The sequence below is a fragment of the Paenibacillus sp. B-A-8 genome (genome assembly GCF_048572915.1).
Lineage (GTDB): Bacteria > Bacillota > Bacilli > Paenibacillales > Paenibacillaceae > Paenibacillus_AQ.
This window is the reverse complement of sequence record NZ_CP183882.1, coordinates 570,673-588,815: the sequence shown is the minus strand read 5'-3', so window position 1 is coordinate 588,815 and position 18,143 is coordinate 570,673. Positions and strand designations below refer to the sequence as shown.

Here is an 18,143-nt window from a genome sequence, read left to right as displayed (position 1 = left end):
GAGTTTCCGTTATTCACGATGCTCTCACCCTTTCAATGATTAGTCAATTGGTCTTAAATCCATACACTTACGATCATATCAATGAGCTTGATGCCCGCAAAAGGAACAACCACTCCGCCCAGCCCATAAATAAAAATATTGCGTCCGAGCAGCTTCGTAGAGCTCATAGCTTTATACGAGACACCCTTCATAGCCAGAGGGATGAGCAGCGGAATAATAATCGCATTAAATATTAAAGCGGATATAATAGCTGAGCTTGGTGAGCCTAGTCCCATTACATTCAGGGCTTCCATTTCCGGTATGGCGAGCATGAACATCGCCGGAATAATGGCGAAATACTTCGCGATATCATTCGCGATACTAAAGGTTGTCAATGCGCCCCGCGTCATCAGCAGCTGTTTACCAATCGCAACAACCTCAATAATCTTCGAAGGGTCGGAGTCCAAGTCGACCATATTGGCCGCTTCCTTAGCGGCTGTCGTACCGCTGTTCATGGCTAAGCCCACATCAGCTTGGGCAAGGGCAGGGGCATCATTTGTACCATCCCCTGTCATGGCAACCAGCTTGCCCTCGTTCTGTTCTCGGCGAATGACTGCTATTTTATCCTCAGGTGTACTTTCCGCGATAAAATCATCCACACCCGCTTCGCGAGCAATTGTAGCTGCGGTCAGCGGATTGTCACCCGTACACATAATGGTCTTGATCCCCATTTTCCGCAGCTCATCAAACCGCTCTTTCATGCCCGGTTTAACCGTATCCTTCAAGTAAATAAGTCCATAGATCCGATTATCTACCGCAACCGCTAACGGAGTTCCCCCCATCCGAGCGATGGCATCAGAATTACTGTCGAGGTTGGCGGGAATGATTCCGCCTTTAGACTGTACCCACTTCTTCACGGAGTCCACCGCACCTTTACGTACACAGCGTCCATCTTGCAGATCAATACCACTCATCCGTGTTTCTGCCTTAAACTCTACGAATGCCCCACCTTCAGCAAGCTTACTGTCATAGCTGCGTTCCAGCTTCTTGGCCAGCTCAATAACAGATCGTCCTTCAGGTGTCTCATCCTTCAAGGAACTAATGGCCGCCCATGCTGTGAGCTCCGCTTCCGATTCATTCCCGACAGGTACAAATTCACTCGCCATCCGGTTTCCAAAGGTAATCGTACCGGTCTTATCTAAGATCATCGTATTAATATCACCGGCAGCCTCAACTGCCTTCCCCGACATCGCGAGTACATTAAACTGGGTCACCCGGTCCATACCCGCTATTCCGATTGCGGAGAGCAGTCCCCCGATTGTTGTCGGGATCAGACAGACCAACAAGGCGATCATAACGGGAATATCAAGATCAACACCTAGATACGTTGCAATCGGCCGCAAGGTCACTACTACAATCAGGAAAATCAGCGTCAGACTGATCAAGAGTGTATTTAGCGCAATTTCATTAGGTGTCTTCTGACGTTTCGCCCCTTCCACAAGGGAGATCATTCGATCTAGAAACGACTCACCAGGATCACTTGTAATTCTTACTTTAATCTCATCACTGACGACCCGTGTACCGCCTGTAACGGAACCAAAGTCCCCACCGGCTTCCTTGATTACAGGTGCAGATTCACCTGTAATCGCTGATTCATCTACGGAAGCCAGCCCTTCTATCACTTCACCGTCACCAGGGATAAGTTCTCCCTGGCTGACGATGACGATATCTCCTTTACGCAGCTCGGAGGAGGATACTGTCTTCACCGACCCTCCAACGATTTTGTTTGCTGTGATATCTTGTTTTGTTTTCTTGAGTGAATCGGCTTGGGCTTTTCCGCGGCCTTCTGCCAGTGCCTCAGCAAAGTTCGCAAACAGCACTGTAAATAGCAGAATGAACAACACTGTGATATTGAAGCCTATCGATTGCTCTGCATTAAAATATCCAGGAGCCAGCACCATGAGGAGGACAATGATCGTACCGACCTCAACCACGAACATGACTGGATTTTTGATTAGCGTTACTGGGTTAAGCTTTATAAAACTATCCTTTACAGCGCTAAGGAGTATGGGTCCCGTTAGCAGTTTTTTTCTTTTTACAGTACTCATCTTATTCTCCCTCTTCCTACCGTAAGGTTAGATATTCTGCAATGGGGCCGAGTACAATGACCGGTAGGAACGTCAGCGCACCGATAATCACTACGGTACCAATCAGAATCCCCGTGAACAGACCATTGTCTGTGCGGAATGTACCAATGGTCTCAGGAACTGGCTTCTTCTGAAGTAAAGAACCTGCTACTGCCAGCATTGCGATAATCGAGACATAACGGCCTAGCAGCATGACAATCCCGGTTGTAACATTCCAAAAGGTTGTGTTGTCCGCAAGCCCCTCAAATCCTGAGCCATTGTTCGCGGCAGAAGAGACATATTCATATAACACTTGGCTGAGCCCATGGAATCCAGTGTTCGTAATCGCCCCTTGCCCCAAATCGGTCAGGAACGCAGCTGCGGTTGGTACTAGGATAATGAACGGATGAACAAGGATCGCAATGGCAATCAGCTTCATCTCCTTGGCCTCTATCTTCCGTCCGAGAAACTCTGGTGTCCTGCCGACCATCAGACCGCACAGGAAGACACCCAGAATCGCATACATCAGCATATTGATCAGTCCGACACCTTTACCCCCAAAGACATTGTTCAGCATCATCAGTGCCAGAGGCGTAATACCTCCCAGTGGTGTCAGCGTATCATGCATATTGTTAACACTACCTGTCGTAGCTGCGGTTGTTACTGAAGTAAACAAGGAAGACTGCGGAATGCCGAAGCGTACCTCTTTACCCTCCATGCTGCCTTGTGAAGATTCGATTCCTAGTGCATTGATCGCCGGATTACCCTTTGATTCAGCATAATAGTTCAGTCCCAGCAGTAGTACGAACAAGGTCATCATTGCGGTAAAAATAACCCAGCCCTGACGTTTGTTCTTAGCAAACAGTCCGTACATATAAGGGAGCGAAGCTGGCAGCATCCACATAGAAAGAATCTCCAGCACGTTCGTAAGTGGATTAGGATTCTCAAAAGGATGCGATGAATTGGCCCCGAAGAAGCCGCCTCCGTTCGTGCCCAAATGCTTGATCGATTCCAGAGAAGCTACTGGACCGATAGCAATCTGTTGCGTTTGCCCCTCTAGTGTAGTGACTTCAAGTGATGGCTTGAGGGTTTGCGGCACATGTAATCCTACCAGTACCAATGAAACCAGCAGAGCCAGCGGAATGAACACACGAATATGTGCTTTGACGAAATCCTCGAAGAAGTTCCCGACTGATTTGCGTCCTGTGATCCCTCTGACAAAAGCAACCGCAACTGAAAATCCGCTCGCTGCAGACGTGAACATCATCATAGTGATGACAGCCATTTGTGAAAAATACGAAAGTCCCGTCTCCCCGCTGTAATGCTGCAGGTTTGTATTAGTCATAAAGCTGATCACCGTATTGAACGAAAGCGTCTGTTCCATATCCGCAATTCCATTCGGATTTAGCGGTAAACCCCGCTGCAATCGAAGAAAGATATAGCTGAAAGTAACCAGTACGATATTCGTTAAAACAAAGCTGAGCGCATACTTTTTCCAGGACATACCTTCCCGTTTTTTCAGTCCGATCAGCTTATAAATCCCTTTTTCCACGCCTCCAAACCATCGATCCGTACGATTGGGTTCATTAGAAAATACATGATATAAATACGTGCCCATCGGCTTAACCAGCAAGATGAGAATGACGATTACAGCTACGATTTGCAAAATGCCCATGAATGCCCCTCCTTAAAATTTCTCCGGATGAATCAATGCGTAAACAAGATATAAAAACAGCAGTAGGGTAACAGCGATGACTAGAATCACAGCTTATCCCTCCCTGTATCCTCAACTACACCTGCGCACCAGCGCATAAATCCATAAAACAACCCGTAAATTACAGCTAACGAAGCCACCATATACAGATCCATCATATCTCCCGCACTCCTTCTTTTATCCTTGATGAGGTGATTTATCGATCAGAAAATCAGCATCTCCACTGTGGGAATAGATTACATAACTTGCACCAAGTCTTTTATAGACCAATCTAGGATTTATTGAGCTTGTGATCACAAAAATCGGCTGCGTCGTCCAGGTGCGGCACATCTGAATGTAGCGGCAGCATAACGTAAAGCTGCTCTCGAACAGATATACCCGGCCTACCGGGAACGGCGGGCGAAACCAAGTATTCTGATGGCGGGTATCTACTAGAACGACTTTCTCAATCCCCATCTCTTCAAGTAGGGACTTCTCAGGCAAGTTGTTGGTCAATCCCGCCATCTTAATGCCTCTAAATTTTAGAAGCTTAATAAAATGTTCTCCTGCCTTCGTTGGCGCACATACCAGTACATATTCATTCTGATCTGTCATCTCTTATTCTCCTCAAATGCTTTGCTTGTAAGATCAGAGCTTGATCACCCTGGTCTTGAAAGAAAAGCTACCGCTAATGATGAATATAACGACCTCTTCCTGAGGTTTTCCATAAATGCTTTGCTTAAAAAAGCACAGCAAAAAGCCACAAAGGATTCTCCTCTGTGGCTCGCTAGCGGTCACATTGCACTCATCCTCTCTCCATACGCTTACGAGGTTAGCTGTCGGATTCGGGCGGTGAGAGTCGCCCTACCTGTAGAGGATGCGAGCTCACTCGCATCCTCTACAGGATTCACCCCATAACCGGCTTCCGACTCTCACATCGTCTGCCGATTGTTGGTTCCCCCGCTTTCCTTACCGGAAATTAAGCGGATCAAATATTCGATTGTTGTTGAAACAGGAGTAATCATACCCTTATGCAGGAAGTATTGTAAAACGTGATTGATGCCAAAATAATGCAAATTAAAAACTATTTTCGCATTGGATAGCGCTTACTTGATATTCAATCTCTCTATATCTCTTGTTTACTCGAATTTGAATCAATTAGCGAAAAGCGGACGGACTCTGTGATTTTATTCACCACAGCTGGAGAAATCACCAAAAATCGCCTATATAGGAAAGGAAACGAGAAGTCGAGATTAAACGAGGAAGAAGCTCGATAACACGCAATAAATACCTATTTGGCAGGATTTTTCGTCGCAGTTGGTAGGATACGGTTCAAATTGCGCTCAAAAGAACACTTTCTGCTTTTACAGAAACACCTTGAAAAGAGTATGATTCGGATTGAATCTATTTCACGAAATACAATCAACGCTGAGTTCCTGTATTTGCAGGGAACGGGGGAACCATCGGGCCACATGGCCTACTTGGGGTGAATCCGAAGGAGACTGTTCAAGTCTCACATAGGTAGGGCGACTCTCACCGTCCGAATCCGACAGCTAACCTCGTAAGCGTAAAGAGAGAGACCCTTGATCCGCCACGCTTTGGCACAGGTGTGTATGCCTGTATTCCAAAACCGCAGCAGAGGTCCTCCTCTTGCTGCGGTTTTTGCGTTACCTGAACCTACCCGGGTAATAGCATGCTGGACGGGGTGAATGGAATGAAACACTATTATTGGGGAATTCAGCAAGGGCTGCTTGAGCCGATAAGTCTAAATTATGTTTGCTTTGGAGCGTTATGGTTCGAAGAGGATCATCACAGAACTATTGTCGGCTATGCATTTGGTCAGAACCAAATTGAATCCTTGCGCCATTTCAGCAGCCCTTCTACTTGTGAGTACTGTATGGACCGAAGAATTATATACGAAATATATAAAAGTATCAGAGAAAAGCAGCAGCTGCAGGATTGGTCCGCACACCAATGTTTTCCGTGGCTCGCCCCCTTTAAGAAACCTTGGAAGGACGTTGCTATTGGTTGGTACGTAATGAGATCCCGCAGCACCTTCCCCTTACATTTATCCATTATACGTAAACAGAAATTCCGACTATGGCTGGAGCATGCCGCAGTCTGTGAGAACGAAGCTGAAATGCTCGCCTGTATAGAGAAGGCTAACCTTACTCACCATGTTGAGCTTAAGCTTTTGGAACCCTAGGGAGGAGAAACTTGTCATGGACCAGCGAAGACTATCTCGCATTGAAGTATTCGTCTTTGATTCACCTGAGCCTATTCACTATGGAATGGAGGCTGATCCAGGCAGCCGGTATGGCATCCTGAAACTTACCTGTAAAGGGGGTAGCAGCTGGGGGGCATGTCTTATCTCAGCCAATACTAAAACCTTCGACCTTATTAAATGGAGTTCTTTTCTCAGAATGATATACCACTGCCGGCTTGAGGAAGCGATAGATAAAGTACGTACTCATGGTTCAGAGTGGGATCAGACTCAGTTTGAGCTAGTGCAAGATGCTTTACAGGATTTAAAAGCCAAGCTGCAGGGTAAATCATTGGCAGATCATATTGAGCAAGGTCGTCTGTACAGAGCTGTTGCCGGTGGAAGAGATTCCAGAGGGGGGCGGCTATACTATAAACCATCTAAGTCCGTATCCAGTATTGCGCTTCAAAAGCATAGTTATCCAGAACCTGATACCGCCGAGCTTATCAACAAATCCATTTCTTACTTTTCTATATTATAGGTTCATCCCATAACCCATTCTGAAAGGATCGTGTTTATCATGCCTGACCCCTTACCTGCCGGATCGCCCCGTAGAACTATATTTGCAGAGTGTGTTCAAAAGAATACGAATGATATCTATGCGCTCAGTTCTATGTTGTTACAACAATCAGCAGAAGCCGAGAGAGTTACTATCCGAACTTTTAAAGAGCTTCATAAAATATTCCGTCAAAAAAGCTTCGACAGCCAGCTATTCTCTATCGAAGCTTACCGCTCTTGTATCCGTCAATGCGCCGATTATTACGCACGCCGGTCTCTTCTGTCTGCCAAGGCACTGCCTTGGGAGGAACAGCTCGTAAAAGTGATGTGGTATGGCCTAAAGCTATCTTTACCTCAAATTAGCATTATCCTGCAAAAGAGTGTTCCTGTACTGAAAGATCAGCTTAGACATGTGCGGGAGCAAATGACTGCTCAAGAGGATTTGCTGCCCAGCGGTAATTTGTCCGTTGTATAGCCCTCGGAGCTCACTTTGGCCGAAAAGCTAACTAACGTAGTTGGAGGGCTGACATTCAGTATTTCAACCCTCCCGTGGGAGTTACTTTATATATAATTGAATATAATCTATGAGGGTATGACTAATGATTGGGACAAGGATATTATTATTTCGAGTATAAAGATAGACAAAATATATATGCATAACCATCAATTGAATCATATACACCCAATTAGTAATTAAATAATCCATAAAGGTCATATTAACCATACTCATTTGAAAAGGAATATGCATCAACGCAAATAATAATCCAACCACTACAATGGCAAGATATTTATTCTTAATCAAGCCTGTAATTCGAGTCTGGATATAACCTCTGAACATTAATTCTTCAGGCAGTGCAGTGAAAATGAAGAGTATTAAGAACTCTACCCACAGATTTGCTCCTTCCAATTGAATTTCTTTCTTATGTAGAATGAAGTCTAGAATAATTTGATAGGTAAAAGGAATGGCCCCAACAATACCTAGAAGAATAGATATTGCAGTATTAGAAGTAGTTAATCCAATGCTCTGCAGGTTCTCCTTCTTTGACCTCAATAAGAATAGCAATGGCGCTAATTCAAGAATGAAAATAGGACTATAGATGGCTAATTTAAATAAATGTTCATTTGAATAATAAAGCCTTGCTCGTTCTAAAAAATCGGTTTTATACATCAATAGACCAAATAAATAAATGATTAAGGCATTATAAAAAAAAAAGATCAAAGCATAATAACCAGCTTTTTCACCGCCGCTATCCGCCCTATAATTGTAGAATTCCACCTTAGTGAAATACCTCATCCTGCTCATTGAACCTCTCCCCTATATGCTTTCTCTAATAATCACGTTATTGCTCATTTAAATAAGAAGTTTTTTAAGAGACTAATCTTAGCTTATATCACCAATTCCTTTTTTGTACTTTTTTTCACTAAAATTACACAAATACCGAACTGAATTTTGCTAACGCGATCATTTTGCTTTTCACTCTTTTCGAGCATATAAAAAAGCCACGGCCTCTGCCGTGGCTTCCTTATTTCCTACTATTACGCTTTACTCTTACGTGCCTTACCGTACATCCACAATCCCGCAATCATCCCCACCATGGCAATACCAGTCAATACACCCTGAGTGAAATCCATCAAAGCGGACCCATTGGTCGAGAGCATTCTACTAACCGTAGCCAGAGATACCGAACTCATTAAAAGCATCATATTGTATTGTTCACTTTTAGTCATGATTACCACTCCTTAAAAGTTTATATGAAGCCACTTAGATCTTGTAAGCCTTCATCGCTTTTCTGATCTCTTTAATACTTGGACGTTTGCCGTACATCAATACGCCTGTGCGATAGATCTTGGCAGCCAACCATCCAAAGATGAACGTGGTAACAAGCAAGATGGCTAATGATACAATAACTTGCCAGATCGCTACTTCACCAACACCAATTCGGAGCAACATGGTCAATGGAGAGGTGAAAGGCACATAACTCGCTACCTTAACCAGCAGAGTATCCGCATTGGAGATACTAAACAGCGGAACATAGAATGCTACGAAGCCTAACATCATAATCGGCATAACCGCTTGGCCAAGATCCTCTGTACGGCTGACAATCGAACCTACAGCCGCATACATCAAGGCATAGAGGAAATAACCTAGTACATAAAGAACAATCCCATAAAGCAACAAGTTAATATTAAGCTGGCCTAAATCCAGATCTAAATCTTTCAAAATCGTTGCATTATGCGGAAGCTTAAGATTGACAACTACCGCTGCGATAATGACGCCAATCTGTAATAATCCTACTAAGAAGACACCGATAACTTTACCGAACATTTGCGCTAAAGGTGAGGCACTTGTAATCAGAATCTCCATGATCCGTGAGCTCTTCTCTGAAGTAATCTCAGCCGCGATCATATTACCGGTCATCATGATAGACATGAAGAACAGCATAAGCATGGCGTATACAATGACGTAATTAATAGCTGGAGCGGATTCCCGCGACGCATCCTTATCTCCCGCAGTCCCATCAGGGTTGAGCTGCTGAGTAGCGATCTGTACCGGTGTTGACATAGCAGCAATCTGCTCCTGCGTCAGCTTGTCGCCAACGACGAACTGGGTGTTGGCCTGCTGAAGGGCATTTTGGAGATAGATTTGTACATCGCCCTTCAATTCACCATTCTCACTATAATAAGTAACGGGTGGAAGTCCTTCACCAGTCGGTTCTGCAAAAGTAACATACCCTTCTACAGTCCCTTCATCTAAAGCTTTCTTTAGCTCCGCATCATCGGCAGAAGTATACTGCACAACTTTTGCCTGCGGCATTCCCTCAGGTGAAGTATAGGCCTTCAACAACTCTGCCGCCTGATTTCCTTCTTCCGCGATCACAGCAATTTGAGTCTCTGCGTTTGTTGTAGAATCACCCTTAAACTGATCGATGATGTACGGAAGATTCATCCCAATACTGAGCAGCAACACTAGAATTAACGTAGTAATCATGAATGATTTCGTTCTTACTTTATTTTTAAAGGTAAAGCCAATAATTGTCCCCATCTTATTCATGAGATTCACCCACCGCTCTGATAAAGATTTGATTTAACGTTGGTTCCTTAATTTCAAAATGCTCCACTTCACCCTGCGCCATCGCCTGCTGTAGGATACGTTGTGCTGCGCCGATCTCACTGATTGACAACAGATAACCTCGCTCCTGTCGCTGTACTGCTGTTACACCTGCAATTGATTCTAGACCGGTCACTTCGTTATCCGTACGCAACAATACTTGTTCACGAGGATACCCACTCTTAATCGTACGAATATCGCCCTGTACGACAGTATTGGAACGATCCAAAATCGTAATATTACGGCAAAGCTCTTCAACATGCTCCATCCGGTGCGTTGAGAATAAGATACTCGTTCCTTGATCACGCAATTCTTTTACCGTATCTTTCAGTAGTTCCACGTTAACAGGGTCCAAACCACTGAAGGCTTCATCAAGGATAAGAATTTGCGGCTTATGAACAACTGCGGCGATAAAGCCCATTTTCTGCTGATTCCCTTTGGAGAGCTCTTCAATCTTCTTATTGTAATAATCCGGAACCTCAAACCGATCGAGCCAGTAGCGAAGGCTCTTATCCGCATCACTAGCCGACATCCCGCGAAGACGTGCCAAGTAGACGATTTGATCGCTTACCTTTACCTTTGGATATAATCCTCTTTCTTCGGGTAGATAGCCCATGATTTGCTGAAGTTCGCTGTTATACGGCTTTCCATTATACAAAATATTCCCGCCATCAGGGTAAATTAGGCCAAGCACCATGCGCATTGTGGTTGTTTTTCCTGCACCGTTTGCCCCCAGTAATCCGTAAATTTCCCCCTTGCCTACCGTTAGGTTAATTCCGTTTACAGCGGTTTTTTCTCCATATTGCTTCATTACACTTTCCAGCTTTAAGGCTTCCATTTCTCTAGTCCCCTCTCTTGTGATCAATCAGGATAGGACGGTGTCCCTGTGTCCATAAGCCTAATATTTCGTCCAATTCCAAACTGCGACTCTTGATAACCTTTACGCCCAAGTCCTGAATGCGTTTCTCGTTCTTAGAAAATTGTTCTATGATAAAAGAAGCTACACCCGGTGTATCCATGGTAAAGTTTACGCCACCCGGTAGTTCCGCTGACAACTCAGCAAGCTCCTCTTCATCTGCAACATTTACCCACACCTCGGTCCAAGCACCGAATAAACTATCTTTTTCGGCCATACCCAGCAGTTCACCCCTATGCATAAGCACGATATAATCTGCCAGCCGCCGTACCTCTTCCACAATGTGTGTAGAGATAATCATCGTTGCATTAGTCTCTTCCATATACTTACGAAGCGTCTCCATCATAATCTTCCAGGCAAAAGGATCAAGTCCAGAAGAGGGTTCATCCAGTAACAACAGACGTGGACGTGACGCAAGAGCTGCAGCAATTTCAAATTTTCGACGCTCACCCTTAGACATCTTCGAAAGTTTCATATGATACGGGACTTCAAATCGATCCATCAGATCCTGAAAATACGACTCATCCCAGTTCGGATACCAATGCTTTCGAAATCGGGCCGCTTGTTCCGCATTCCAGTGATTTTCTTCCGAAATCGAATTCTCAGGAACGTATGCAATAGACTGTCGAAGCTCTAGTGGCAGCTCGCTATCGTACTTATTTTCAAACCAATAAATATCGCCTTCCTCTGGGTTCGTCAGCTGGAGCAGTAGATTCAGTAGCGTGCTTTTGCCAGATCCATTCTGACCTACCAAAGCTGTAATATAACCTTGAGGCAGATTCAGGTTTAGCGGTCCAATTGTCTTGCTACGCCGCTGTTTGCGTACATTCCGCAATTCTATCGCCATCTGTACCATGTGAGTTAGCGCCCGCCTTTCATTCCTGTACCCTATATTTAAGTTCTACAATTTCCTGAAAAATCTCCTCAAGCTCTTCCTTGCTGCAATGTACCGATTTGCCGATGTCGACTGCGCTCTCGAGGGCTTTGCTGATCGCTTCCCGCTTATATTCCTCCATTGCAGAGGCACCTACATGGGATACAAAGGTACCTGTTCCTTGTCTTGTTCGTAGCAACCCTTCGTTCTCTAGATCCTGATACACGCGTCGTACCGTAATCACACTACATTTCAGATCTCCAGCGAATTCACGAATGGAGGGTAGCAGCGTTCCTTCTGTAATGACCCCACTAATGATTAATGATCTAAGCTGAGTCTCTATCTGATGGTAGAGGGGTTCAGCACTATTTTCGTTGATTTGTACAGGTATCCACATGTTTACACCTCGCCTTCCACTCTAGCTTGCTAGAGCGCCGTCCTTGCCATTTCACATTGTTCATACGAGATCACGACTCTTCAGTCGATGGATAGTCCATTTAGAGAATAATTGCACAGATATTGTACCTAGCAGAAGCGTCCCCCACATGATCGGAGATAGCAGCCCCCACTCCTTGGAAACGGAGATGCTATACAAGAATAGGTTGCCTCCCCCTAGCAAAACCAGGAACGATATTCCCCAAGATATCACTACGATTAGCACGGTTAGCCCTAGATAAGCTTTACCGCTAAATAGATATTCAATGAAAATATACAGTCCTGAAACAATGAGTCCGACACCGATCCAAGTTATAGCAAAAGCAATAAACGCGGGTAATGCCATCTCCTTGCGGTAATTCTCACCGAGCATATAGACAATTCCAAAGAACAATACACCATTAACAGTAAAGGAGCCTATTGCCTGAAACTTTCTACGAGTTAATACCACATTCAGAGGAATCGGTAAAGATCGTAAGTAAGCCAGCATTCTCGTGTAGGAGTCTTCACTCCAATATTTCATAGAACGTCGGGAGAATGTGACTCCGAGTAACGGCATTAATGAGAGAAGTAAAAAATCCGCTATCATTGTCCGATCTTGATCAGCTAGTACGTCATTTGTTACCAAACTAGTCATCCCTGCCAGATAGCCCATAAAAATAATTGTAGTTACGAACGTTCCTAATACTTTTAATTTGTCTCCTCGAAAATCAGAGCACACAATAAACCACGAATCCTTTATTGTTCTCATTAATGCTAACCTCGCTTTACAATGTCTTCAGCGTCTTGCAGAAGCAGGTGTTCATATCCCTGTGCTTACTGTATATATCTATATACACAGTATATGTCCTTAATTTACCATTGTCAATCCTGTAAATGGAAAATATTCAAGGGCATTAGGAGGTGTAATTTTCCAAGTCTTTGGAGGTCGCTTTGCATGTGAGTTACTGAATCATTATTGGGATTAACTAATCAGAGGATTAAATGGTGTGTGTTCCGAGGTAGTATGAGTGCGAAGCCACAATGGCGATTCTCATTGTGGCTTCGCTAATGTGCGGTATGTGTAGGGTGCGGGAGGCTGAGCGTATATCGCTCAATGTGTTGCGAAGGCTCGGTGGGTACTATGGCTGGATGGAATGCAAATGCTCGGTGGATGTGAATGCTCAATTGAGTGCTACTGCTGGATGGATGCTGATGCTCGGTGGATGTGAATGCTCAATTGGGTGCTACTGCTGGATGGAAGCGAAGGCTCGGTGGGTACTACTGAGGTATGACATCATATGAAGTAGAATCAACAATTAAGGAAAATCTCCCTCAAATTTCTTTGATTTAGCCTGAAATCAACGTTTTTAGGGAAATCCTCCCTAAAAATCAGCCATTTCTGCGTCTTAGTGCTAAAATAGTTAAAAAACAGGGAGGAATTCCCTAATTATCGTTATTCGAACACAAAGCTCATCTTTTTCAGGGAGGTTTTCCCTAAAAGTAAGCAAATAGATTACTTTCTAAGTACTTTTCTTCTCGCTTTTCCTTCTCAACTCTCCAGACTCGATTTGCTTGCCTTTCTACCAGTTCCATCTCTTCCAGACTCCATTCGCTCGCATTTCCTACCAAGTTCCATACTCCACTCCACCGACTCTTTTAACTGGTGCCATCCTCCACTTTTCGATTCTCCCCACAGTGCCGCTCCAAGCACTAATCCAATCACGAGTGGTTTCACAATACAATTTTACGACCAGACAAAGGTATCCCAATTCCAGTAACAAAAATAAGCCCGTCATCCACTATCCCTATTAAGGGAAACGCAGATACACAGGCTTATTCATTCCTATTCACACAAATCAGATACAATTCGCATGACATATTCACACGCATATTCACATGCTCTATTCACACTACCAATTTACCTTTTCACGCAACTAACCTACGCGCCTAAAATAACTTCCCACACCGGCTTAGTGTGTCCGCCTGGATACAGAACATAAAGCAGCACATACACCATAACGCCAGTAATCGCAGTAATGAACCAAATGATAGATGTCACTCTGCCCCACTTACGGTGCTTGGAGTACTTCGCCTTAAATCCAAGAGTTAACGTAGTAAGTCCGAATACCGCTGCTACTGTTGCCAGCACGATATGGAAGATCAGAAACACTTGATAAATCGTCTGCAGTTCATCGGGTCCGCCCCATGAGGTGTTTCCCACGAACAACGTTCTAGATACGTAAACAATAAAAAACAGGAGCGCGGCGATTGCGGCAGCAATCATCGTCTTCTTGTGCGCCTCGCGTTTGCCCTTAATGATGAGCCACCAGCCAATAGCTACGAGCACCGCACTGAGTACGATGAACGATGTGCTAATAGTTGGAAACACCGTAAAAATATCCATGATTCTCCTCCTTGGCAGTCTACCAGTTATGCACGGGTCAAGGTACTCTCCTCAAGTGCAGAGGAGGGCGTCGAAAACTCATCGTCGTCTTGTCCGTTCTCTTTTTTATACCAATGATAGAACACATAAGCAAGCATAGAGGCAAAAATAAATTCCTGAATGAACTTCATCGCAATGCCTCCCACCTGCTGATCCACCTTTGGTGACAATAACTCAAAGAACGCAGGACCTCCAAAATTCTGTAGTAAGGCAGAAGGATCACCCGATATGCAATAGCCCATAGCAAGTGCCCAAGTCTCTGGATCACTGTAAGTTGCATAGAGCGGTTGATCTGCAAAAATAATCAGTCCGCATGCCGGGGTCAGCAATACCATATTTAGAAAAATAAACCCAATCTTGCCCAATCCACTCGCCATTCGGCGCTCCGGTAGCGGATTGATCAGCGTCCACCACATTAAGGCGGCTGTTAGGAACAAAACAATATAGTAGATCCGGTGAACGGTAAAATGCAGCATCACATAATCATGGATAACAGGAATATGGTACAAGGAAAATAGTCCGTTGAACATTAGAGCAGCTACCACCGGTCGAGCTAAAAAAGACAGCCTACGAAATGGGTTTACTTTCAGTATCCTCCGCCAGATAAAATCTGGAATCCCCAGCATAATCAGCGGCACCGCCACCAGATATGACAAGGCCATACTAACCATGTGGAAGGAAAACATTATATGCCCTAATAGACTAACGGGGCCCCCTTGTGCCAGATAAAGCGCAAGCATTCCGCACACAAATAGCGCTCTCCGCCAGAATGGAACCGGAGCTGCATCGGTATAACGTCCGGCAATCGGACCAATCCAAACGAAATATCCCGCCGTCAGCAGCAGCATAACCGCCAGAAAAAGCGGGCTCCATAGTTCAGCAAAGCTAAAGTATTGTAATCCCAGCATAACCCTAACCCCCTAACGCAGGATCTATTAGAACATCAAAAAGAGGGGGCATCTCAGCCCACCTCTTCTTTATTGTCCGTTAATTCCACCAAACCCAATACAGCGACATGATAATACAGGTACCAGCGATAAAGAAACCACCCAGCATAAAGATAATCGGCATTAGATGTCCTTTATCCTTCAGGTGCATCCAGAAACCCATCTGTACAATGACCTGAATGACTGCCATTACCAGTAGAAGAATAACTGCAAAGGTGGCATTCACCCCTCCAGCCGCAACAGCGGCGAAAGCAATTAAGGTCAAGACAATGGACAATATAAAGACAACAATATGCCTCTGTGGTCCTTCATGCCGATGACGATGCTTATACCCGCCGTTCTCTGGCACATGCTGATCTGTCGTCATAGTGTCTAGCCCACCTTTCCAAGTAGGTATACAACCGTAAAGATGAAGACCCATACCACATCAATAAAATGCCAGTACATAGCTGACACATATATCTTCGGTGCAGTAACTACGGTTAATCCTTTACGCATAAGTTGCCCAATCAGGATGGAGATCCATGCAATCCCGAAGGCTACGTGCGCACCGTGAAAGCCTACTAGTGTATAGAATGCCGAACTAAATGCACTTGTAGTCATTCCGAATTCTTCGTGTCTTACATATTGAGTAAACTCATAGATCTCTAGAATTAGGAAGCTTAGCCCTAAGGCTACAGTCACCAAAAGCCAGTTACGAAGCACTGCCGGACGGTTTCTATGCATCGCCTGGATAGCGAATACACTGGTCAGACTGCTTGCCAGGAGAAGGAATGTTGCAGCAGCTACAAGCGGCAGGTGAAACAGCTCATTCGCTGAAGGTCCCTCATTCGTTTGGTTGCGCAGTGCAAGAAACGTAGCGAACAACGTGCCGAACAGCACCGCTTCTCCGCCGAGAAACAACCAAAAGGCAAGTACCTTGTTTCGGCCTTCGAGCGTAGCTTTTTCCGGCTCGTGCGGAAGGGTGTCCTTAGAAGCTTCTGCATGTGCCGTTGTCATGTCCGCTCACTTCCTTCCAGCTCTTCGGGTTCAATATGCCATCCGTGATCATCATACAGTGAACGTATCAGCATAGATCCAAATGTAATAATAAGACCAATCGCAGTAACGATATAATTATTAAATAAAAAGCTCATAAAGGCATTACCGAAGTCATCCCGGCTAAACATAAAGCCAAGTCCAGCGATGAATATCCCAACAGACATAGTAAACGGCAATATGGTTGCAGACGGCATGTGGATCGAGCCTACCGGTTCTGCCGGAGTCATACCTTTATTTCCTGCCATTTTTTCTTTCCAAAATGCATCAATACCACGGATAAGCGGCGTTTGCTTGAAGTTATATTCCGGCGGTGGCGAAGGAATCGTCCATTCCAACGTACGTCCATCCTCCCACGGATCATCCGCTGCATCTGCTGGCTTTCTTGAAGTTATGAAGCAATTCACTAAGAAAATAATCGTACCGACTCCCATCAGCCCAGCACCGATTGTACTGACTAAATTCAGCAAATCAAATTGCTGATTCGGCAAATAAGTGAATACGCGGCGCTGCATCCCCATAAGTCCAAGGAAATGCTGTACAAAGAAGGTCAGATGGAATCCGATGATAAATGTCCAGAAGGTCCATTTGCCCAGCTTCTCACTTAGCATCTTACCGAACATCTTCGGCCACCAATAATGCAGACCTGCAAACAAGCCAAGCACCAAGCCGCCGACAATAACATAGTGGAAATGCGCTACAACAAAATACGTGTCATGGAACTGAAAGTCAGCAGGCGCCGATGCCAGCATGACACCAGTTACACCACCCATTGTAAAGGTAGGAATGAATCCTGCCGCGAACAGGTTCGGTGTCGTGAAACGCACTTGCCCGCCCCACATCGTGAACAGCCAGTTAAAAATCTTAATTCCGGTCGGAACTGCAATGAGCATCGTCGAAACAGAGAACAACGCGTTGGCTACAGGCCCAAGTCCGGTAGTGAACATATGGTGAGCCCAAACCATGAAGCCCAGGAAGGCAATCAGGATGGTAGCGAACACCATCGAGCTATACCCGAACAGTCGCTTACGCGAAAAAGTCGGGATGACCTCCGATATAATTCCGAAGGCAGGTAGAATGAGGATATATACTTCCGGATGACCAAATATCCAGAAGATATGTTGCCATAGCACCGGATTACCCCCAGCTCCAACCTCGAAGAAATTGGCTCCAAGAATCCGGTCGAATGTCAGCAGTACTAAACCTACTGTAACTGCTGGAAATGCAAACAAAATAATTGCGGAAGTAATAAAAGTAGTCCAAGCAAACATCGGCATCCGCATGTAGGTCATTCCCGGCGCACGCATCGTAATGATCGTGGCTAGAAAGTTAATCCCCCCGATAAGGGTACCTAATCCGGCAATTTGAAGACCGATCGTATAAAAGTCTACACCATGTGTAGTGCTGTATGTACTCGTAGATAGTGGGGTGTAGGAGGTCCATCCGGCATCAGGAGCGCCACCCATTACCCAGCTGAGATTCAGTAGAATTCCGCCGAACAGGAAGGTCCAGAAGCCAAGAGCATTTAGAAAAGGAAAGGCTACGTCACGCGCACCAATCTGTAGCGGTATGACGGCATTCATTAAGGCGAAGATGACTGGCATGACGCCGAGGAAGATCATCGTCGTACCATGCATAGTAATGAGTTCATTAAACGTTTGGGCGTCCAAAAAGTCATTCATTGGTTTGATGAGTTGCCAGCGAATCAGAAGTGCTTCAATCCCGCCGATACCAAAAAATAATCCTCCGGCCCATAGGTACAAAATTGCGATTTTTTTATGATCGACGGTTGTTAGCCAATCCATAAGTCCTGTATGGCGCTTCACACTGTGGCCATGCC

General features: G+C 45.0%; 19 protein-coding genes and 2 riboswitches. Of the genes, 3 read left to right on the top strand and 16 right to left on the bottom strand.

Annotation, left to right across the window (positions count from 1 at the left end; all coding sequences use genetic code 11):
• Window positions 1-53 precede the first annotated feature (53 nt).
• From kdpB to ACN6MV_RS02655, 4 genes are all read right to left on the bottom strand, one after another.
• Window positions 54-2,087: a potassium-transporting ATPase subunit KdpB gene (gene kdpB / locus ACN6MV_RS02670; RefSeq protein ID WP_042123830.1), complete on the bottom strand. Its 2,034-nt coding sequence runs from the start codon at window positions 2,085-2,087 to the stop codon at window positions 54-56.
• A 16-nt stretch (window positions 2,088-2,103) separates the two neighbouring features.
• Window positions 2,104-3,780 (bottom strand): potassium-transporting ATPase subunit KdpA, encoded by a 1,677-nt coding sequence (gene kdpA, locus ACN6MV_RS02665; RefSeq protein ID WP_042123828.1) that lies wholly within the window; start codon window positions 3,778-3,780, stop codon window positions 2,104-2,106.
• A 12-nt stretch (window positions 3,781-3,792) separates the two neighbouring features.
• Entirely contained in the window at window positions 3,793-3,870 is a 78-nt protein-coding gene (gene kdpF / locus ACN6MV_RS02660; RefSeq protein WP_076116927.1) for a K(+)-transporting ATPase subunit F, read from the bottom strand.
• A gap of 126 nt (window positions 3,871-3,996) precedes the next feature.
• The gene (locus ACN6MV_RS02655; protein ID WP_042123826.1) at window positions 3,997-4,413 is read right to left on the bottom strand and encodes a hypothetical protein; all 417 of its coding nucleotides are present in this window, start codon (window positions 4,411-4,413) and stop codon (window positions 3,997-3,999) included.
• A gap of 190 nt (window positions 4,414-4,603) precedes the next feature.
• Window positions 4,604-4,794: riboswitch (cyclic di-AMP (ydaO/yuaA leader) on the bottom strand.
• A gap of 420 nt (window positions 4,795-5,214) precedes the next feature.
• Window positions 5,215-5,380, top strand: a riboswitch (cyclic di-AMP (ydaO/yuaA leader).
• Window positions 5,381-5,512: 132 nt separating this feature from the next.
• Between ACN6MV_RS02655 and ACN6MV_RS02650 the strand changes: the two genes are divergently transcribed.
• The 3 genes from ACN6MV_RS02650 to ACN6MV_RS02640 are packed head-to-tail and all read left to right on the top strand — an operon-like array spanning window position 5,513 to window position 7,034.
• Window positions 5,513-6,004 (top strand): hypothetical protein, encoded by a 492-nt coding sequence (locus tag ACN6MV_RS02650; RefSeq protein ID WP_042123824.1) that lies wholly within the window; start codon window positions 5,513-5,515, stop codon window positions 6,002-6,004.
• Window positions 6,005-6,020: 16 nt separating this feature from the next.
• Window positions 6,021-6,542, top strand: a complete 522-nt coding sequence (locus tag ACN6MV_RS02645) for a hypothetical protein (RefSeq protein WP_419885630.1) — start codon at window positions 6,021-6,023, stop codon at window positions 6,540-6,542.
• A 39-nt stretch (window positions 6,543-6,581) separates the two neighbouring features.
• Complete coding sequence (locus ACN6MV_RS02640; protein ID WP_042123823.1) at window positions 6,582-7,034, top strand: hypothetical protein; 453 nt, start codon at window positions 6,582-6,584, stop codon at window positions 7,032-7,034.
• An 81-nt stretch (window positions 7,035-7,115) separates the two neighbouring features.
• On the opposite strand, the gene ACN6MV_RS02635 is transcribed toward ACN6MV_RS02640, so the two are convergent.
• The 12 genes from ACN6MV_RS02635 to ctaD all read right to left on the bottom strand — a co-directional run bounded on the left by ACN6MV_RS02635 (window position 7,116) and on the right by ctaD (window position 18,108).
• Window positions 7,116-7,862, bottom strand: coding sequence for a CPBP family intramembrane glutamic endopeptidase (locus ACN6MV_RS02635; protein ID WP_419885629.1), 747 nt, complete (start codon window positions 7,860-7,862; stop codon window positions 7,116-7,118).
• 233 nt (window positions 7,863-8,095) lie between these two features.
• Window positions 8,096-8,287: a hypothetical protein gene (locus ACN6MV_RS02630; RefSeq protein WP_042123819.1), complete on the bottom strand. Its 192-nt coding sequence runs from the start codon at window positions 8,285-8,287 to the stop codon at window positions 8,096-8,098.
• Between the two features lie 34 nt (window positions 8,288-8,321).
• Window positions 8,322-9,611 carry an ABC transporter permease gene (locus ACN6MV_RS02625; protein ID WP_375104680.1) on the bottom strand — a complete coding sequence of 430 codons (1,290 nt, stop codon included), beginning with the start codon at window positions 9,609-9,611 and terminating at the stop codon, window positions 8,322-8,324.
• Window positions 9,604-10,506, bottom strand: a complete 903-nt coding sequence (locus ACN6MV_RS02620) for an ABC transporter ATP-binding protein (protein WP_042123817.1) — start codon at window positions 10,504-10,506, stop codon at window positions 9,604-9,606. The genes ACN6MV_RS02625 and ACN6MV_RS02620 overlap by 8 nt, the downstream gene beginning before the upstream one ends.
• A gap of 4 nt (window positions 10,507-10,510) precedes the next feature.
• Complete coding sequence (locus ACN6MV_RS02615; RefSeq protein WP_419885628.1) at window positions 10,511-11,440, bottom strand: ATP-binding cassette domain-containing protein; 930 nt, start codon at window positions 11,438-11,440, stop codon at window positions 10,511-10,513.
• A 19-nt stretch (window positions 11,441-11,459) separates the two neighbouring features.
• Window positions 11,460-11,855 carry a GntR family transcriptional regulator gene (locus tag ACN6MV_RS02610; RefSeq protein ID WP_375104679.1) on the bottom strand — a complete coding sequence of 132 codons (396 nt, stop codon included), beginning with the start codon at window positions 11,853-11,855 and terminating at the stop codon, window positions 11,460-11,462.
• Between the two features lie 60 nt (window positions 11,856-11,915).
• Window positions 11,916-12,644 (bottom strand): hypothetical protein, encoded by a 729-nt coding sequence (locus ACN6MV_RS02605; protein WP_419885627.1) that lies wholly within the window; start codon window positions 12,642-12,644, stop codon window positions 11,916-11,918.
• A gap of 1,170 nt (window positions 12,645-13,814) precedes the next feature.
• Entirely contained in the window at window positions 13,815-14,279 is a 465-nt protein-coding gene (locus ACN6MV_RS02600; RefSeq protein ID WP_042123812.1) for a DUF420 domain-containing protein, read from the bottom strand.
• 26 nt (window positions 14,280-14,305) lie between these two features.
• Window positions 14,306-15,226, bottom strand: a complete 921-nt coding sequence (gene ctaG / locus ACN6MV_RS02595) for a cytochrome c oxidase assembly factor CtaG (RefSeq protein ID WP_419885626.1) — start codon at window positions 15,224-15,226, stop codon at window positions 14,306-14,308.
• Window positions 15,227-15,305: 79 nt separating this feature from the next.
• Window positions 15,306-15,632, bottom strand: coding sequence for a cytochrome C oxidase subunit IV family protein (locus tag ACN6MV_RS02590; RefSeq protein WP_042123808.1), 327 nt, complete (start codon window positions 15,630-15,632; stop codon window positions 15,306-15,308).
• 5 nt (window positions 15,633-15,637) lie between these two features.
• Entirely contained in the window at window positions 15,638-16,264 is a 627-nt protein-coding gene (locus ACN6MV_RS02585; RefSeq protein ID WP_042123806.1) for a cytochrome (ubi)quinol oxidase subunit III, read from the bottom strand.
• Window positions 16,261-18,108 carry a cytochrome c oxidase subunit I gene (ctaD, locus tag ACN6MV_RS02580; protein WP_042131812.1) on the bottom strand — a complete coding sequence of 616 codons (1,848 nt, stop codon included), beginning with the start codon at window positions 18,106-18,108 and terminating at the stop codon, window positions 16,261-16,263. The genes ACN6MV_RS02585 and ctaD overlap by 4 nt, the downstream gene beginning before the upstream one ends.
• Window positions 18,109-18,143: the final 35 nt, after the last annotated feature.

Bases quoted from the DNA above. Each gene is read 5' to 3' on its own strand.
- kdpB (WP_042123830.1), bottom strand. From the start codon at position 2,087: ATGAGTACTGTAAAAAGAAAAAAACTGCTAACGGGACCCATACTCCTT.
- kdpA (WP_042123828.1), bottom strand. From the start codon at position 3,780: ATGGGCATTTTGCAAATCGTAGCTGTAATCGTCATTCTCATCTTGCTG.
- ACN6MV_RS02655 (WP_042123826.1), bottom strand. From the start codon at position 4,413: ATGACAGATCAGAATGAATATGTACTGGTATGTGCGCCAACGAAGGCA.
- ACN6MV_RS02650 (WP_042123824.1), top strand. From the start codon at position 5,513: ATGAAACACTATTATTGGGGAATTCAGCAAGGGCTGCTTGAGCCGATA.
- ACN6MV_RS02645 (WP_419885630.1), top strand. From the start codon at position 6,021: ATGGACCAGCGAAGACTATCTCGCATTGAAGTATTCGTCTTTGATTCA.
- ACN6MV_RS02640 (WP_042123823.1), top strand. From the start codon at position 6,582: ATGCCTGACCCCTTACCTGCCGGATCGCCCCGTAGAACTATATTTGCA.
- ACN6MV_RS02635 (WP_419885629.1), bottom strand. From the start codon at position 7,862: ATGAGCAGGATGAGGTATTTCACTAAGGTGGAATTCTACAATTATAGG.
- ACN6MV_RS02630 (WP_042123819.1), bottom strand. From the start codon at position 8,287: ATGACTAAAAGTGAACAATACAATATGATGCTTTTAATGAGTTCGGTA.
- ACN6MV_RS02625 (WP_375104680.1), bottom strand. From the start codon at position 9,611: ATGAATAAGATGGGGACAATTATTGGCTTTACCTTTAAAAATAAAGTA.
- ACN6MV_RS02620 (WP_042123817.1), bottom strand. From the start codon at position 10,506: ATGGAAGCCTTAAAGCTGGAAAGTGTAATGAAGCAATATGGAGAAAAA.
- ACN6MV_RS02615 (WP_419885628.1), bottom strand. From the start codon at position 11,440: ATGGTACAGATGGCGATAGAATTGCGGAATGTACGCAAACAGCGGCGT.
- ACN6MV_RS02610 (WP_375104679.1), bottom strand. From the start codon at position 11,855: ATGTGGATACCTGTACAAATCAACGAAAATAGTGCTGAACCCCTCTAC.
- ACN6MV_RS02605 (WP_419885627.1), bottom strand. From the start codon at position 12,644: ATGAGAACAATAAAGGATTCGTGGTTTATTGTGTGCTCTGATTTTCGA.
- ACN6MV_RS02600 (WP_042123812.1), bottom strand. From the start codon at position 14,279: ATGGATATTTTTACGGTGTTTCCAACTATTAGCACATCGTTCATCGTA.
- ctaG (WP_419885626.1), bottom strand. From the start codon at position 15,226: ATGCTGGGATTACAATACTTTAGCTTTGCTGAACTATGGAGCCCGCTT.
- ACN6MV_RS02590 (WP_042123808.1), bottom strand. From the start codon at position 15,632: ATGACGACAGATCAGCATGTGCCAGAGAACGGCGGGTATAAGCATCGT.
- ACN6MV_RS02585 (WP_042123806.1), bottom strand. From the start codon at position 16,264: ATGACAACGGCACATGCAGAAGCTTCTAAGGACACCCTTCCGCACGAG.
- ctaD (WP_042131812.1), bottom strand. From the start codon at position 18,108: ATGGATTGGCTAACAACCGTCGATCATAAAAAAATCGCAATTTTGTAC.